The sequence below is a fragment of the Desulfobulbus elongatus DSM 2908 genome (assembly GCF_000621145.1).
In the GTDB taxonomy this organism is placed as follows: domain Bacteria; phylum Desulfobacterota; class Desulfobulbia; order Desulfobulbales; family Desulfobulbaceae; genus Desulfobulbus; species Desulfobulbus elongatus.
On record NZ_JHZB01000005.1, the window covers coordinates 135773 to 150573 of the forward strand.

Here is a 14801-nt window from a genome sequence, read left to right on the forward strand (position 1 = left end):
ACTGTCCTGATGGACCTGCTGCATGCCCATGGGCGGATCGATTGGCATCTGCCGCGGACCACGGCTGATCCCCGCTGCGCCACCGATTCCCTGTTCGGCCAGGCCGGCGGCAAGATGTTCGGGGTGCTGTGCTGCCGGAACGGCCAGGGCGAGCAGGTGATACTGCGCGCTTTTTCCGGCCAGTTCAACGGGGTGTGGCAGGTGCCCGGCTGGGCGGGCCCCCTGGTCGATGTGGCCGCCCTGGCCGCGCTGACCCGGCAGCCCGAGCAGGCCATCAAGGGTCTGGGCGCGGCCATGGCGCTCCTGCCCAGGGAATCGGACGCATATCGTCGGCATTGCCGGGAGCGGCGCAGTCTTTCGCGGCAACTGATGCGCTCCATCCACGATCTCTACCGGTTGCGCAACTTCCGCGGCGAGACGCTGCCGCTGGTCGATGCCTTTCTCGGCCCGGGAGCGCCGCCGGCGGGAACCGGCGACTGCTGCGGCCCGAAACTGCTCCAGCAGGCGATGCTGAGCGGCCTGCGGCCGGAGGCCATGGCCGAATTCTACTGGGGGGCCAGCAACGCCTCGGCCACGAGAACGCACGGCCGGTTGTATCCGGCCTGTTCCGCCAAATGCGGCAAGATCCTGGGCTTCCAACTGTGCGGCCTGACATGAGCGGGCAGGAGGCGCTGGACATCCGGTATCGGGACCAGGAAATCGTGGTGGTCGACAAACCCGGCGGTCTGCTGGCCGTTCCCGGCCGCGGGCCGGACAAGCGGGATTCGGTGGCCAGCCGGGTGCGGGCGCTGGTGCCGCAGTGCATCGAACAGCCGGCCGCGCACCGTCTCGACATGGACACCTCGGGTCTGATGGTGCTGGGCCTGACCCGAGAGGCACACGCGCATCTGTCCCGCCAGTTCGCCGAACGGCGGGTGGACAAGCGGTATCTCGCCCTCCTCGATGGGATGGTGACCGGCGAGGCCGGGGAGATCGCCCTGCGTTTCCGGCTCGATCCGGAAAACCGGCCGTATCAGGTCTACGATCCGGTCCAGGGCAAGCTGGGCATCAGCCGGTGGCGGAAAATCGAGGCACGGGATGGCCGCACCCTGGTGCTGTTCACGCCACTGACCGGGCGGACGCACCAGCTCAGGCTGCATGCCGGCCACCCCTTGGGCCTGGGGAGCCCCATCGTCGGCGACCGGCTCTATGGCACGGGCCGGCCCGGCGAGCGGCTCTTCCTCCATGCCACCTGGCTGCGGTTCGATCACCCGGCGACCGGACAGCGACTGACCTTTGCCTCGTTCCCCTCCTTTGCCGGCGTCCAACTCGCCGATTGGAGCGAGTCCTAGCGCGCCGGCGGACACCGGTTTTCCAGGCCGGTCAAGCGCAGGACCATGCCGGGCAGCAACCTGTTGGGGGTGGCGATCCGGTCCCGGTTGAGCTGGTAGAGCTGCTGCCAGGCCAATTCATTGCACAACTCGCGCTCGGCGATCAGGCTGAGGGAGTCGCCGGGGCGCACGGTATAGAGAGTGGCGGGCTGTTCCCCGGTGGGCGTGGCCGCGGGCGGATGGGGCTGTTGTTGTCCGTCTTCCTGCGGCGGGGACTCCTGCGGCGGCAATGATTCCCGCGCAGGCGCTTCCGTTGGCTCGGGTGGGAGAGGGGTTGGTTGCGCCGCCTCCGGGTCGGCGGCGAACGGCCGGATCTCGACCGCGACCGGCTGCGGGGGGATCGGCTCGTCCTGGGGCGCGGGTGTCGTCGGTGGCGGTGCGGCTGCAGAGGGGACGGACTGCGGCACGATCGCCGGGACCGTCGCCGTCGCCACGCCCTTTTCCGGAAGCGGCGGCCGGAACGCCACTGGAACCAGCAGCAGGGCCGCGACCGCCAATCCTGCCCCCAGGCCGGCCCAGGGCAGCAGGCGGGTACGTTTGCTGGCGCCGTCTTCCCCGGCGGGCTGCGATTGCCGGAGCCGCTTGCCCCTCCGCTGCACCGCGCGGGTGAGCAGCAGGGCCTCGTCCATGCGTTTGATCTGCTCCCGGATGCCGGGAAAATCGGCGGCACAGAGCAACACCGCTTCGTACAGCGCCTTGGCTTCCCCGCTCTTCCCTTCGCGCTCCATTGTTTCCGCCCGGGTCGCCAGCGCTGCCGCCCGGGTCAGCCGTTGCTCGATTTCGGCGACACTGCCGCGCAGTTCTTCGCTGTCATCGGTAGGCCCCGCCGCCGTGAGCAGGGCCTGCGCCTCCACGACCCGGCCGGCCGCGAGCAGGTTCCGGATGGCTGTGACGGTCATGTGTTCCACTGGAGAACTCCGTGCAAGAAGGGGGATGCAAGGAGCGTAACGGCCTTCCGATCCTCTTGTCAAGACGGGGGACCGGCCGGGGGACAAAAAAAAGGGGGCGCCCGCAAGAGCGCCCCTCAAGTCATCGTCGTCAGCCGACGAGTCGATTATTTCTTGATATGATCGGTGACCGCGGCTCTTTCGCTCTGCAGCTCGGCTTCGGTCTTCTTGATCATTTCGCGGCTGAAGTCACTGATTTCCAGACCGGGAACGATCTTCCAGTCGCCGTTTTCGCAAACGATCGGGAAGGCGAAGATCAGGTCCTCGTCCACGCCGTAGGGGTTGCCCTTGCTGTAAACGCCCATGCTGACCCACTGGCCGTTGCTGCCCAGGGCCCAGTTTCTCATGTGATCGACGGCGGCGGAAGCGGCGGAAGCGGCGGAGGAAGCGCCGCGGGCCTTGATGATGGCGGCGCCGCGCTGCTGCACGGTCGGAATGAACTCGTTCTTGTTCCACTCGTCGTTGACCAGGGATTTCACGGCCTTGCCGTCAGCGGTGGCATAGCTGATGTCCGGATACTGGGTGGAGGAGTGGTTACCCCAGACAATGACCTTCTCAACCTTGGTGGAATGGGTGCCGGTCTTCTCGGCGATCTGCGACATGGCCCGGTTGTGGTCCAGGCGCATCATGGCGGTCACGTTGCGCGGATTGAGTTTCGGAGCGTTCTTCATGCAGATCAGAGCGTTGGTGTTGGCCGGATTGCCGACGACCAGGATTCTGACATCGGGCTTGGCGTTGTCGCTCAGGGCCTTGCCCTGGACGGTGAAGATGGCGCCGTTGGCATTGAGCAGATCGGAACGCTCCATGCCCGGACCGCGGGGACGGGAACCGACCAGCAGGGCGAAATCGACATCCTTGAAGGCGACATTGGGATCGTCGGTGGCGATGACGCCGGCGACCAACGGGAAGGCGCAGTCATTGAGCTCCATGAGCACGCCCTGGAGAGCGCCCATGGCCGGCGGGATCTCCAGAAGCTGGAGGATGACGGGCTGGTCCGGGCCGAGCATGCTGCCGCTGGCGATACGGAAAATGAGGGAATAGCTGATCTGGCCGGCAGCTCCGGTTACTGCTACACGTACGGGTGCTTTCATTTGTTTCTCCTTGTGGTTGAATCGAACAATTAGTAGACCAAAACAATTGATAATCTACCGTGGCGTTACTCTTCGCTTCCTGGGTTCAGGATATCGATCAAGAAGTGGCACATCGGGTGAAGCAAGGTCTGACGCTGGACATGGAGAACAGGAACATGCTGGAAGTGGTCCGAAAAGACCGAACGGGAAGCGGGCGGCCCCGCTTCCGGGAGACGAAAGAACTGTGCAGAATTCTTGAACGCTCCGGCCAAAGAGACAAATCCCCTCTCAAATCCGCCGATATTGATACAAGTCAACGGATAAAAAGTCAAGCGCTCTTTGCGGCGGGAGGCGCCCGGTGCGCCCACTGTATTTTTCAGGAACTACGAGGGTAACGGTCGGCGATCACCAGCATCAGGGTTTCGTAGGTGAACCCCCAGATGAACCCTTCCGTCGCCGGGATGCAGGGGTATAAAATGCCGGGGCGGCGCGGACTCATCGGCCGCTCGATAACGTTGTCCGCATCGCCGACATAGTCGAGATCCAGCCATTCGTGGCAACTGATCTCCGCCTTCTGCAGCCGGATGGCCGGCTCTTCGGGCAGCTCGAACAGGTAGGGGGTCACCGGTACCGGCTGGTTGAGATAATTGCCGGCCTGGCGCACCGGGTACTGCTTGACCAGGTAGCGGGTGGAGAGCAGGATGCCGCATTCCTCGTAGGTTTCGCGGATGCAGGTGTCCAGCAGGGAACAATCGTCGTCGTTGCGCCGCCCGCCGGGGAAGGCGTAGTGGCCCGACCAGGGATCGTCCGGATTGGCTTTGCGCTTGAGCACCAGGACTTCGGGGGTCGGACGACGGGAGATGATGGTGGCCACGGCCGCTTCGGTTTGGCATGCAGAGTTCATAATGTTCCTCTATAGCAAATTATTTTCCACCCCGCCAGCAGCCGATTGCATGGAGAGGCGGCCCTTTTTTTGTATGTGCGTGCGATTGACGCAGGAGATGCGCGCCGGGCGTGAAGGAGCCGAAGTGCCGGTGCGGTTTATGCGGATATGGCGGCGGTGGCCGGGACAAAAACAACCATAACGGGAGAAGCGGGCATGACCACGACCGGGGAACCGTATCTGGGGGTTGAACAGGGGCCGATCCGGCCGCCCAGCGAGAGTGACAGCCTGTTCATCCGGGTGACCCGCAACTGCCCCTGGAACCGCTGCACCTTCTGCGGTCTGTACAAGGGCGAGCGGTTCAGTCAGCGGCCGGTGCACCATGTTCTGCGCGACATCGACGCGATCCGCCGTTGGATGGATGTTCTGCGCCGGCACGGGACGGGCGGCGAAGCCGGTGGACCCGTTCCCGGTCCGAACCCGGCGGCAAACGACTGGCCGGCCCTGCACGCGGCCCGCACCTGGCTGGCAGCCGGCGCCCGGTCCGTCTTTCTCCAGGACTCGAACAGCCTGATCGTCAAGCCGGACCACCTGATCGCCATCCTCACCCATCTCAGGGCATCCTTTCCCACCATCGAGCGAATCACCTCCTACGCCCGTTCCCGGACCATCGCCCGCATCGACGAGGCCGATCTGGTCCGTATCGCCGCCGCCGGCCTCAACCGCGTCCATATTGGCCTCGAATCGGGATGCGATGCCGTGCTGGCCAGGGTGGCCAAGGGCGCGGATCAGGCCACCCATGTGGCGGCGGGCCGCAAGGTGAAAGCGGCCGGAATCGAGCTTTCCGAATATTTCATGCCCGGCCTCGGCGGGCGCGCCCTATCGCGGCAGCACGCCCTGGACAGCGCCGAGGCCCTCAACCGCATCGACCCGGACTTCATCCGCCTGCGCACCCTGGCGTTGCCCGCCGGCCTGCCCCTGGCCCGCGAGCAGGCCGAGGGCAGCTTCGATCCGCTCGGCGACCTGGAGATCGCCGAGGAACTGCTCCTCTTCCTGCAGGCGCTTGCCGGCATCACCAGCCGGATCACAAGCGACCATATCCTCAATCTTTTCGAGGAAATCGACGGCGTCCTGCCCGACGACCGCGACCGGATGACGGCCGTGATTCACCGGTTTCTGGCCATGGCCCCGGAAGAGCAGGTGCTCTACCGGATCGGACGGCGGACCGGACTGTTCCGGCGGCTCGACGACTGCCGCGATCCGCTGTTGCGGCGGCAGGCCCAGGGGCATGTCGAGCGGTGGTCGGCTACCCCTGCGAATGTCGATGCGATCTGCGCCGAGCTGAGCAAACGGTTCATCTGAGCCGAGGGGCCCGGTCCGCCCTCCCTGACCTCGGGTTTCCGTTGCCGTCCGTCCCCGCCGGAACAGGGCGGCCGACATGCGCCGGGCGCAGGCCGAAAAAGACATCTTTCGCCTTGAGTCGAAGGGGGCGGGCGCATAGAATTGATTGAATGTTGATCAAGCGATTTTTCCATCTCGTTTGCCGGTGTGCGCGCCGGCCCGCGGCGTTCGGCCTGGTCCTGCTTATGCCGGTGTTCCTGTCGTTGGCGGTCGGAGCGGCTTCGGCCCGCGCCGCCGTTTCCCCGGCCTCCGACTCCCTGGATGCCGTCCGCGTGCAGTTCAAATGGCGGCATCAGTTTCAGTTCGCCGGCTATTATGCCGCCCTGGAAAAGGGGTATTTCCGCGATGCCGGCCTGCGGGTCGAACTCCTGGCGGGCAGTCCCGATCTCAATGTCTCCCGGAAGCTGCTCGCCGGACAAGCCGAATTCGCGGTGATGTCGCCGGCCGTGCTGCTGGAGCGCCAGCAAGGGCGCCCCCTGGTGGTGCTGGCCGCCATTTTCCAGCATTCGGCCAACGTGATCCTGACAGACAAAACGAGCGGAATACGGACTCCCAGGGACCTGGTGGGCAGGCGGGTGATGCTCACCGGCGACAGCGATCCGGAGCACCTGGCCATGCTGGCCAACGAAGGGATTGCGCTGCAATCGCTGCATGTGCTCCCCCACACCTGGAAGGTGGACGGTCTCGTCGACGGCACCGTGGATGCGCAAACCGGGTACCTGACCAACGAGCCCTTTCTGCTGCGCCAGCTCGGCGGCGATCCGGTGGTGATCAAACCGGCCCAATACGGCATCGATTTCTACGGCGACTGCCTGGTCGCCACCGAGCAGGAGGTCCGGAAGCATCCGAAGAGGGTCGAGGCGTTCCGCCGGGCGGTCCAGCGCGGCTGGCTGTACGCCATGAACAACCCCGAGGAGATCGCCCGGTTGATCCTGAACCGGTACTCGAACGAGAAGTCCCTGGAATACCTGCTGTTCGAGGCGGAGGCCATGCGGGAGCTGATCCGTCCGGACCTGGTCGAGATCGGCTACATGAGCGTCGAACGCTGGCGGGCCATCGCCGACACTTATGTCCGCCTCGGCCTCATGCCGGCCGATTACAACCTCAAGGGCATGCTGTACAGCGAACTCCGGGAAGAGATGGACGCCGGCAAGTACGGCCTGCTGGTTCTGGCCGCCGTGGTGCTCGGCGGCATTCTCCTGCTGGGATGCGGGGCCGGCGTCATTCTGCTGCTGTTCAACAACCGGCTGAGCCGCGAGGTCGAGAAACGAACGGAGGCTCTGGCCGCCAGCGAGCAGAATTTCCGTGCGTTCTTCGAAATGGCCAGTGTCGGCGTCGCCCAGGTGGACGCCTTGAGCGGCCGGTTTCGCCAGGTCAACAAGAAGTATTGCGACATCGTCGGCTACACGGAAGCGGAGATGCAGAGCCGGACCTTCCGGGACATCACCCATCCCGAGGACCTCGAATTCGACCGCCAGTTGCGGCGCGATCTGGTGCACGGCGCGATCCCCGAGTTCACGGTGGAAAAGCGCTATCTGCACAAGAGCGGCCGGGCCGTCTGGGTGCTGGTCACCGCTTCGCCCATGTGGCGGCCCGGCGAACGGCCCGATTGCTGTCTGGCGGTGGCCCGCGACATCACCAAGAGAAAACAGGCCGAGGAGGAACTGGTTTTTGCCGCCAAGGTGTTCGAGCATTCAATCGAGGGGATCGTGGTCACCGACAAGGACGGCACGATCCTGCAGGTCAACTCGGCCTTCACCCAGATCACCGGCTACACCGCCGAGGAGGCTGTCGGCCGCAACCCGAGGGTGCTCAAGTCGGACCGCCACGATGCATCCTTCTACCAGATGATGTGGGAACGGCTGAACCGTGACGGACAGTGGAGCGGCGAGATCTGGAACCGGCGGAAAGGCGGCGAAATCTATCCGGAATGGCAGACCATCAACGCGGTGCGCAACCCCTACGGCCAGATCACCAACTACGTCTCCATCTTCCACGACATCTCCGAGTTGAAGCGGCAGCAGGAAGCCCTCGAACATCAGGCCCAGCACGACGCCCTCACCGGCCTGCCCAACCGGGTGCTGTTCAACGACCGCCTGCAGATGGCCCTGGCCCGGATGCGGCGCAAGTCGACCAGGCTGGCCCTGCTGTTCCTCGATCTCGACCGTTTCAAGAACATCAACGACGGCTTCGGCCATACCGTCGGCGACAATCTGCTGGTGACCATGTCCCAACGGTTGCAGGAACAATTGCGGATCGGCGACACCCTGGCCCGCCAGGGCGGCGACGAATTCCTCGTCCTTTTGCCGGAGATCGGGTCCGTCGAGGATGCCGGCCTGATCGCCGCGCGGTTGCTGGAATGTCTGCGGGTCCCCTATCGCCACGGGGAAATCGAATATTTCGTCACGGCCAGCATCGGCGTGACCATCGCTCCGGATGACGGCACCGACGCCGGCGACCTGATCAAGAATGCCGACATGGCCATGTATCGGGCCAAAAATCTGGGGCGCGACTCGTATCAGTTTTTCACGCCGGAGCTGGACGCCCAGGCCCACCGCCGGCTCTTTCTGGAATCGAAGCTGCGCAAGGGCATCGAATTGGAAGAGTTCGAGCTGCACTATCAGCCCCAGGTGAGCAGCGCCACCGGGGCGGTCGTCGGCGCCGAGGCCCTGGTGCGCTGGCGGCATGACGGGCAACTGATCGCGCCGGCGGAATTCATTCCCCTGGCCGAGGAATCGGGCCTGATCCTGCCCCTGGGGGACTGGGTGCTGCGCACGGCGGCCCGACACGCGAAGGGCTGGCAGGATGCGGGCTACAACCTGAACGTGTCGGTGAATGTCTCGCCTCGCCAGTTCGCCAGCCGGACCCTGCCTTCTGTCTTGCGGGATGTGCTGGCGGATACCGGGCTGCGGACCGGGAGCGTCTATTTCGAACTCACCGAATCGATCCTGATGGACGATATCGTCCGGGCCCAGCGTCTTTTGGAGGAACTGCGTCCCATGGGAGGGAAATTCTACCTGGATGATTTCGGCACCGGGTATTCCTCCCTGTCCTACCTCAAGCGCCTGCCGCTGGACGGGCTGAAAATCGACCGTTCCTTCATCCGCGATCTCGGCGAGGATGCCGACAGCAGGGCCATTGCCGCGGCCATCGTCTCGCTGGCGGAAACCCTGAACCTCGCCGTGGTGGCCGAGGGCGTGGAAACGGAAGCGCAACTGGCCATCCTCCGCACCATGAGCAGTGCCATGATCATTCAGGGCTACCTTGCCAGTCCGCCGGTTCCGGTCGATCGCTTCACCGCCTTGCTTGCGCGGGGCGAAGGATTGCTGTCACCCTGAGGTTGTGCCGGGTCGGAAAGAGGCGGGCGGTCGATTCGACGCGGATCGTGAAAAGAGGAAAGAATCCGGGGAGGAAATTATGGGAAAACGGCAGGGAATGGCGGCCCTGACGATGGCGCTGCTGACAGCCTGCGGGCCGGCGCCCGCCGGGCGGGATATCCATGCGGAGCGGACAGCCCATGTAACCGCCCGGATGGAGGCACATGTCGGCGACAACGCCGTTCCCGCTCTGGTTGCCTCGGGCCTGGTGGTCGCCGCCGTCGCTTCGGCCCCGGTCGCGATGGGCGAAACCGTCCCCGTAGACTTGCCGCTGCAACTCACCGATACCGCACTGGTCGCCATCCCGCCCGGTCGGGCAGGCGACGACACCGGGGCGGCCGGGAATGCGGCCAGCGGTCAAGCGGGCACAACGATGCGCTTTTCTCCGGAGCAGGTGGTGCCTTTCGCCAAGAAGGTCGAGAAGGTCCTGGCGGGCAGAGGCGCCTTTGTCGCCCTCCTGGCCCGCAAGGGCCGGCTACAGGCCGAGATGCCGGAGGGCATGGCCTTCACCCACTCCGGCTTTGCCGTCTATTCCGAAATCACCACCGCCGCTGGCCGCAGGGTGCCGGGATATGCCGTCTACAATCTGTACCAGCAGGAAAAACATCCGGATGTCAGCGATCTGGTCACCGATTATCCGTCCAACTTCTTTGCCGGCGTGGCCGAACTGGAGGCCGGCATCATCATTCCTTCGCCGACGCTGCAGAAGCGGTTGTTGTCCACCATCGCCTCGCCCACCTATGCATCCCTGCATAACCCGCAGTATTCGGTCATTGCGAATCCGTTCACCCTGGGCCGGCAGAATTGCACGGAATTCGTGCTCGATGTGCTCAATGCAGCCATCTACCAGACGGATGACATCGAGAAGATCAAAACGAATGAAAAGGCCTATTTTGAGGCGCAGAAGGTCAATGTCAATCCCTTGAAACTGATGCTCGGATCACTGTTCAGTGCCGAGGTTTCGCTGTCCGACCAGCCCGGGAAACCGGTCACGGCCACTTTCGAGATGATTGGCCGATACCTGGCCGCATACGACAAGGGCTCGGAAATGCTGACGGTGCTGCCGGACTGACGAAGAACGCCTGCGCCCGTCGCCTGCACCACGCACGGCTCCGGCCTTTTCAAAGCGGCTGGAGCCGTGCGCTCGAGCGTCCACGGGTCCTGATTTTTGATTTCGACCTGTCCCGGAAAAACGCTTTTCGTCAGTCGTCGAGGTAGGAACAGCAGTAGTCGGTCAGCGTCCTGACTTTCAAGTTGAACGAGGCGTTCGCTGCCACCTCGAAGGCCTCGCCCCCCTTGACGGTTCGCCAGTCCTTTTCGCCCGGCAACAGCACCTCGAGTTCGCCGGACAGGATTTCCATCACCTCCCCCGCGCCGGTGCCGAAGGTGTATGCACCCGGCATCATGATGCCCAGGGTCTTTTTGGAGCCGTCGGCAAAGAGCACGGTTCGGCTGGTCACCTTGCCGTCGAAATAGATGTTCGCCTCGCGTACCACCGTGACATTGTTCAATTCTGACATGCTGTTCCTCTTGTTCTCTGGTGCGTTGATCCGGGCAGGATCCCTGTCCCGGAGAATAATTGACCGGCCCCCTCGCCAACGGCCGTTTCAGGCAGGCATCGGCAGCGGTTCCGGCCGCTGAGATTTCTATCCTGCCACCGACCCCCTTCCTACATTTTCTGCTGCTGGAACAGATGCTGGCTGACCAGCGAGAGGAGGATGGCGAACACCATGGCCGCGCTGCCGAGGAGCACATTGTAATAGACCGGCGCCACCAGGGCGATGCGGATCATCAGGGTGGACAGGGCATAGCCGGAGTTGCGGAAGATCATCTTGGCCGAGGGGTGGAAGCACTGGGAAACCAGGACGATGAGGATATCGGTGAGAATCAGCTGGGTATAGAAGCCGTGGAGAAAGTCCGCATGGTCGATCCCCAGCACGGTCTGGTAAAGCGAGTAGCCGCCCATGCAGACGAAGGAAACCAGGAGCAGCAGGGAAATCGCCTTTTTGGAGGCGACGAAGCCGTACAGGTCGATGTGGCGGCTGTCCTCGTCGCTCCGTTTCTGGATTTTGTAATAGATGCCGAGCAGGGCGAAGATCAGCAGGGCGCCGAAGCCGTTGGCCAGGATGTGCAGGATCTTGTCGACATTGCCCTCGTAGCCCAGCGGTTCGGAAAAATAGGACAATTCCTTGAAGGCATTGCGGATGAGGATGAGCGACAGGATCTCGAACTGCTTGCCGAGCGACCGGGAAAAGGAGCAGGGCAGGACAAAGATCAGGCTGATGACCTCGAGCACCAGGATGACGGTGAAGGCGGCGTGGACGGCGTAGAAATGATTCTTCGGCAGGATCGAGGCTGCCTCGGCGGGCATCAGGCCCCGGCGGTTCAACTCGATGGCCGCCAGGCTGCACACGAACAGAAAGACCAGCGAAACCGAGAACTTCCGGTAGAGCCGTTCGTGCTCGTAGAAGGCTTGCAGGGGATCGAAGATGTAGGTGATCCGGGCAAACAGGCTGTTCATGACGCGGGTTCCCATGGCAAAGGGACAGCATCGGCCGCGAGGGGCTCGACAGGAAGCCCACCGCTTACCGCGACTCGGCCGGGCGTGCAAGCACAATCATCATCCTCGGGCCGCTCTCTTTTCATCGTCACCGCCGGCACGAGCGGAACCTCAGGGGTGCGCCCGCCGTCCCGTCCGCTTCCCGGCGAACTCACCGGGGGCGGAAGAACCGGAGCCGGTTGGCGTTGGTGACCACGGTCACCGAGGACAGCGCCATGGCGGCGCTGGCGAACATCGGTTGCAGCAGCCAGCCGGTGAAGGGGTAGAACAGGCCGGCGGCCAGGGGAATGCCGATGACGTTGTAGATGAAGGCGCCGAACAGGTTCTGCTTGATGGTGCGGATGGTGGCGGCGGAGATGGCGATGGCGTCGGCCACCAGCAGCAGCGAGTCGCCGGTGAGGGTGATGTCGGCATGCTCGATGGCCACGTCGGTGCCGCTGCCGATGGCGAAACCGGTGTCGGCCTGGGCCAGGGCCGGGGCGTCGTTGACGCCGTCGCCGACCATGCCGACCCTGGCACCCTGCCGTTGCAGGCCTCGGATCACCTCCAGCTTCTCCTCGGGCAGAATCTCGCTGTGCACTTCGGCGATGCCCACCTCCCGGGCCACGGCCTCGGCGGTGGCCCGTGCGTCGCCGCTGCACATCACCACGGCCAGGCCTATGTCCCGCAGCCGCTTGACCGCGGCCGCCGAATCCCGCCGCACCGGGTCCTTGAGAATCAGAAGGCCCATCACCTCCGTACCCCGGCCGAGCCAGACTGGGGTGCCGCCACGGGCGGCTTGGCGCTCGGCCTCGGCGCGCAGGCCGGCGGGCAATTCCAGGCCCTCCTCGACGAGAAAATGGTGGTTGCCGAGCAGATAGGTGAGGTCGCCGTGTGCGGCGCGCACTCCCCGGCCGGGAACGGCGGTGAAACCGTCGAGCCGGACCAGCGAACCGCCGTGTTCAAGGTGCGCGGTCAGCACCGCCTCGGCCAGGGGATGCTCGGAGCCGCTTTCCAGGCTGGCGGCCCAGCGCAGCACCTCCTGCTCGCTGCTGCCGGCCGCCGGGAAAATGCCGGTCACCGCCGGCCGGCCCTCGGTGAGGGTGCCGGTCTTGTCCACCACCACGTGGGTCAGGGTGGCGGCGGTCTGGAGGGCGTCGGAGTTGCGGATGAGGACATTGCATTGGGCGGCCCGGCTGGTGCCGACCATGATGGCGATCGGCGTGGCCAGCCCGAGGGCGCAGGGGCAGGCGATCACCAGCACGGCGATGGCGGCGGTGAGGCCGTGGGCCCAGCGCAGCTCGGTGGCAAATCCCGCCCAGGCGGCGAAGCTGATCAGGCTGACGGTGATGACCACCGGCACGAACACCCCGGCGATGCGGTCGGCCAGGCGGCCGATGGGCGGCTTGCTCATCTGCGCCGTCTTGACCATGCGGATGATCCGTGCCAAAGTGGTATCCTCGCCCAGCCGGGTTACCTTGAGGACAAAGGCGCCGGAGCGGTTCATGGTGCCGCCGGTGACCGGGTCGCCGATGTCGCGGGCCACGGCCAGGGGCTCGCCGGTGAGCATCGATTCGTCGATGGTGGTCCGGCCCTCGACGATTTCGCCGTCGATGGGGACCTTCTCGCCGGGTTTGACCCGCACCCGGTCGCCGATGCGGAGCAGCGACACCGGGATCTCCGCCTGGCCGGCGGCCCTGAGCACCGCGGCGGTGCGGGCGCGCAGTCCGACCAGGGCGCCGATGGCCTCGCTGGTGGTCCGTTTGGCCCTGGTTTCCAGGACGTGCCCCAACTGGAGAAAGGCCAGGATCATCACCGAGGCGTCGAGGTAGAGGTTGTTGCCGGCACCGGGGATGAAGTCCGGATCGACGATCACCACCAGCGACGACAGCCAGGCGGCGCCGGTGCCCAGGGCGACGAGGGTATCCATGTTGGCCGCGCCGTGGCGGGCTTGCTTCCAGGCGCCGATGAAATAGTTGCGGCCGCTGTAGATCATGGTGAGCAGACAGACGAGGGCGGCGCCGGCCCAGAACAGGCGGTTTTCGTGGGGATGGGGAAACAGGCCGCCCATGTGGCCGGCCATGATCGCAAACCCGACCAGTCCGGCCCACAGGGCCCGCCACCAGGAGCGGCGGATTTCCAGGCGGGTGGCCTCGGCCTGCTGGAGGCCGGGATCGACAAAGGATTCGGCCAGTTCGGCCTGATAACCGAGGTCGGTCAGGCGCAGCAGCACGTCGGCCGGGTGCTGGCTGGTGGCGACCCGCAGTTGCTGGTCCTCGACGGCGACGCCGGTGGCGGGATCCTGGGCCCGGAGGATTTCGCCGATCTGTTCCAGGTCGGCCGTTTCCGGCCAGGGACGGAGGCGGATCAGGAACGAGTCGGAGGGGGGCCGCTGCCGCAGGGAGGCGCCGTAGCCCTGGTCGAGGACCGCCTGCACCGCCGCTTCCGGCGAGCCGCCGCGCACCAGGGCTTTTTTCTCGATCAGGTTGACCGCGGCCTCCGTGACCCCGGCGACGGCACGCAGGGCGGTTTCCACCCGCTGCACGCAACTGGCGCAGTGCATGCCGAGGATGTCGATTTCATACCCTTCGCCGCCAGCCGATCGCGGTTCGTCGACGAATGTTGCCCCGTAGCCGGCCTCTGTGACCGCCTGGACGACCTGGCCCGGCTCGCCGCCCTCGACCGCGGCGCTCCCGTCCACCAGGTTGACCGCGACGGCGCGCACCCCGGCCACGGCCCGGATGGCCGCCTCGACCCGGCCGACGCAACTGGCGCAGTGCATGTCGTCGACCCGGAGCGTATAGGCATCCGCAGGCACAGCGGATTGTGGCGCTGCTGCGGCCATCGGCAGCGGCAGGGGGCAGGCGGTGGCGGAAACGCCGGCGTCCGCCGGTGCGGCCGGGTAACCGGCCTCGGCCACGGCCCGGACGATCGCATCGGAATCGCCGCCGCGCACGGTGAGCGTTCCGGCGGCCAGATCAACCGTGGCCTCGGCCACGCCGGCCACCGACCGGGCGGCGGACTCCACCCGTCCCTGGCAGTGTTCGCAGGTCATGTCGCCCACCGTGAACCGGTGGACAGGTGTCGTGGTCGTGGCAGGAAGGGGGACGGAACTGGTCATGACGGCTCGGGCGGGTAAAAGGAACCCGGCGCGTTCACTTCTGCAAGCGACCGCGCCGGAAGAAGGGTCCGGTTGGTACTATAAATCGCTGGG

General features: G+C 65.3%; 11 protein-coding genes. 5 read left to right on the forward strand and 6 right to left on the reverse strand.

The genetic code is table 11. The features are described from left to right. Positions 1 to 9: 9 nt before the first annotated feature. Positions 10 to 657 (forward strand): hypothetical protein, encoded by a 648-nt coding sequence (locus tag Q362_RS19085; protein WP_245590156.1) that lies wholly within the window; start codon positions 10 to 12, stop codon positions 655 to 657. Next, on the forward strand, positions 654 to 1331 hold the full coding sequence (locus Q362_RS19090; protein WP_051553644.1) for an RluA family pseudouridine synthase: 678 nt from the start codon (positions 654 to 656) through the stop codon (positions 1329 to 1331). The genes Q362_RS19085 and Q362_RS19090 overlap by 4 nt, the downstream gene beginning before the upstream one ends. Here Q362_RS19090 and Q362_RS19095 read toward each other — a convergent pair. The 3 genes from Q362_RS19095 to Q362_RS22010 all read right to left on the reverse strand — a co-directional run bounded on the left by Q362_RS19095 (position 1328) and on the right by Q362_RS22010 (position 4291). Beyond that, on the reverse strand, positions 1328 to 2278 hold the full coding sequence (locus Q362_RS19095; protein ID WP_035215538.1) for a LysM peptidoglycan-binding domain-containing protein: 951 nt from the start codon (positions 2276 to 2278) through the stop codon (positions 1328 to 1330). The two genes, Q362_RS19090 and Q362_RS19095, sit on opposite strands and share 4 nt — an antisense overlap. A gap of 146 nt (positions 2279 to 2424) precedes the next feature. Beyond that, positions 2425 to 3408 carry a malate dehydrogenase gene (locus tag Q362_RS0104460; RefSeq protein WP_028317707.1) on the reverse strand — a complete coding sequence of 328 codons (984 nt, stop codon included), beginning with the start codon at positions 3406 to 3408 and terminating at the stop codon, positions 2425 to 2427. A gap of 355 nt (positions 3409 to 3763) precedes the next feature. Then, the gene (locus tag Q362_RS22010) at positions 3764 to 4291 is read right to left on the reverse strand and encodes an NUDIX hydrolase (RefSeq protein ID WP_051553646.1); all 528 of its coding nucleotides are present in this window, start codon (positions 4289 to 4291) and stop codon (positions 3764 to 3766) included. Between the two features lie 195 nt (positions 4292 to 4486). Here Q362_RS22010 and Q362_RS0104470 point away from each other — a divergent pair, with 195 nt between their 5' ends. The 3 genes from Q362_RS0104470 (at position 4487) to Q362_RS0104480 (ending at position 10120) form a co-directional block, all read left to right on the forward strand. Beyond that, positions 4487 to 5632: a radical SAM protein gene (locus Q362_RS0104470; RefSeq protein ID WP_028317708.1), complete on the forward strand. Its 1146-nt coding sequence runs from the start codon at positions 4487 to 4489 to the stop codon at positions 5630 to 5632. Between the two features lie 149 nt (positions 5633 to 5781). After that, positions 5782 to 9009: an EAL domain-containing protein gene (locus Q362_RS0104475; RefSeq protein ID WP_028317709.1), complete on the forward strand. Its 3228-nt coding sequence runs from the start codon at positions 5782 to 5784 to the stop codon at positions 9007 to 9009. Positions 9010 to 9088: 79 nt separating this feature from the next. Continuing rightward, the gene (locus Q362_RS0104480; protein WP_245590157.1) at positions 9089 to 10120 is read left to right on the forward strand and encodes a DUF2145 domain-containing protein; all 1032 of its coding nucleotides are present in this window, start codon (positions 9089 to 9091) and stop codon (positions 10118 to 10120) included. Between the two features lie 130 nt (positions 10121 to 10250). On the opposite strand, the gene ppnP is transcribed toward Q362_RS0104480, so the two are convergent. The 3 genes from ppnP to Q362_RS0104495 form a co-directional block, all read right to left on the reverse strand. After that, on the reverse strand, positions 10251 to 10568 hold the full coding sequence (gene ppnP, locus Q362_RS0104485; protein ID WP_028317711.1) for a pyrimidine/purine nucleoside phosphorylase: 318 nt from the start codon (positions 10566 to 10568) through the stop codon (positions 10251 to 10253). Between the two features lie 149 nt (positions 10569 to 10717). Next, positions 10718 to 11569: a hypothetical protein gene (locus Q362_RS0104490; protein WP_028317712.1), complete on the reverse strand. Its 852-nt coding sequence runs from the start codon at positions 11567 to 11569 to the stop codon at positions 10718 to 10720. A gap of 190 nt (positions 11570 to 11759) precedes the next feature. Further along, positions 11760 to 14708 carry a heavy metal translocating P-type ATPase gene (locus Q362_RS0104495; protein ID WP_028317713.1) on the reverse strand — a complete coding sequence of 983 codons (2949 nt, stop codon included), beginning with the start codon at positions 14706 to 14708 and terminating at the stop codon, positions 11760 to 11762. Between the last annotated feature and the right edge of the window lie 93 nt (positions 14709 to 14801).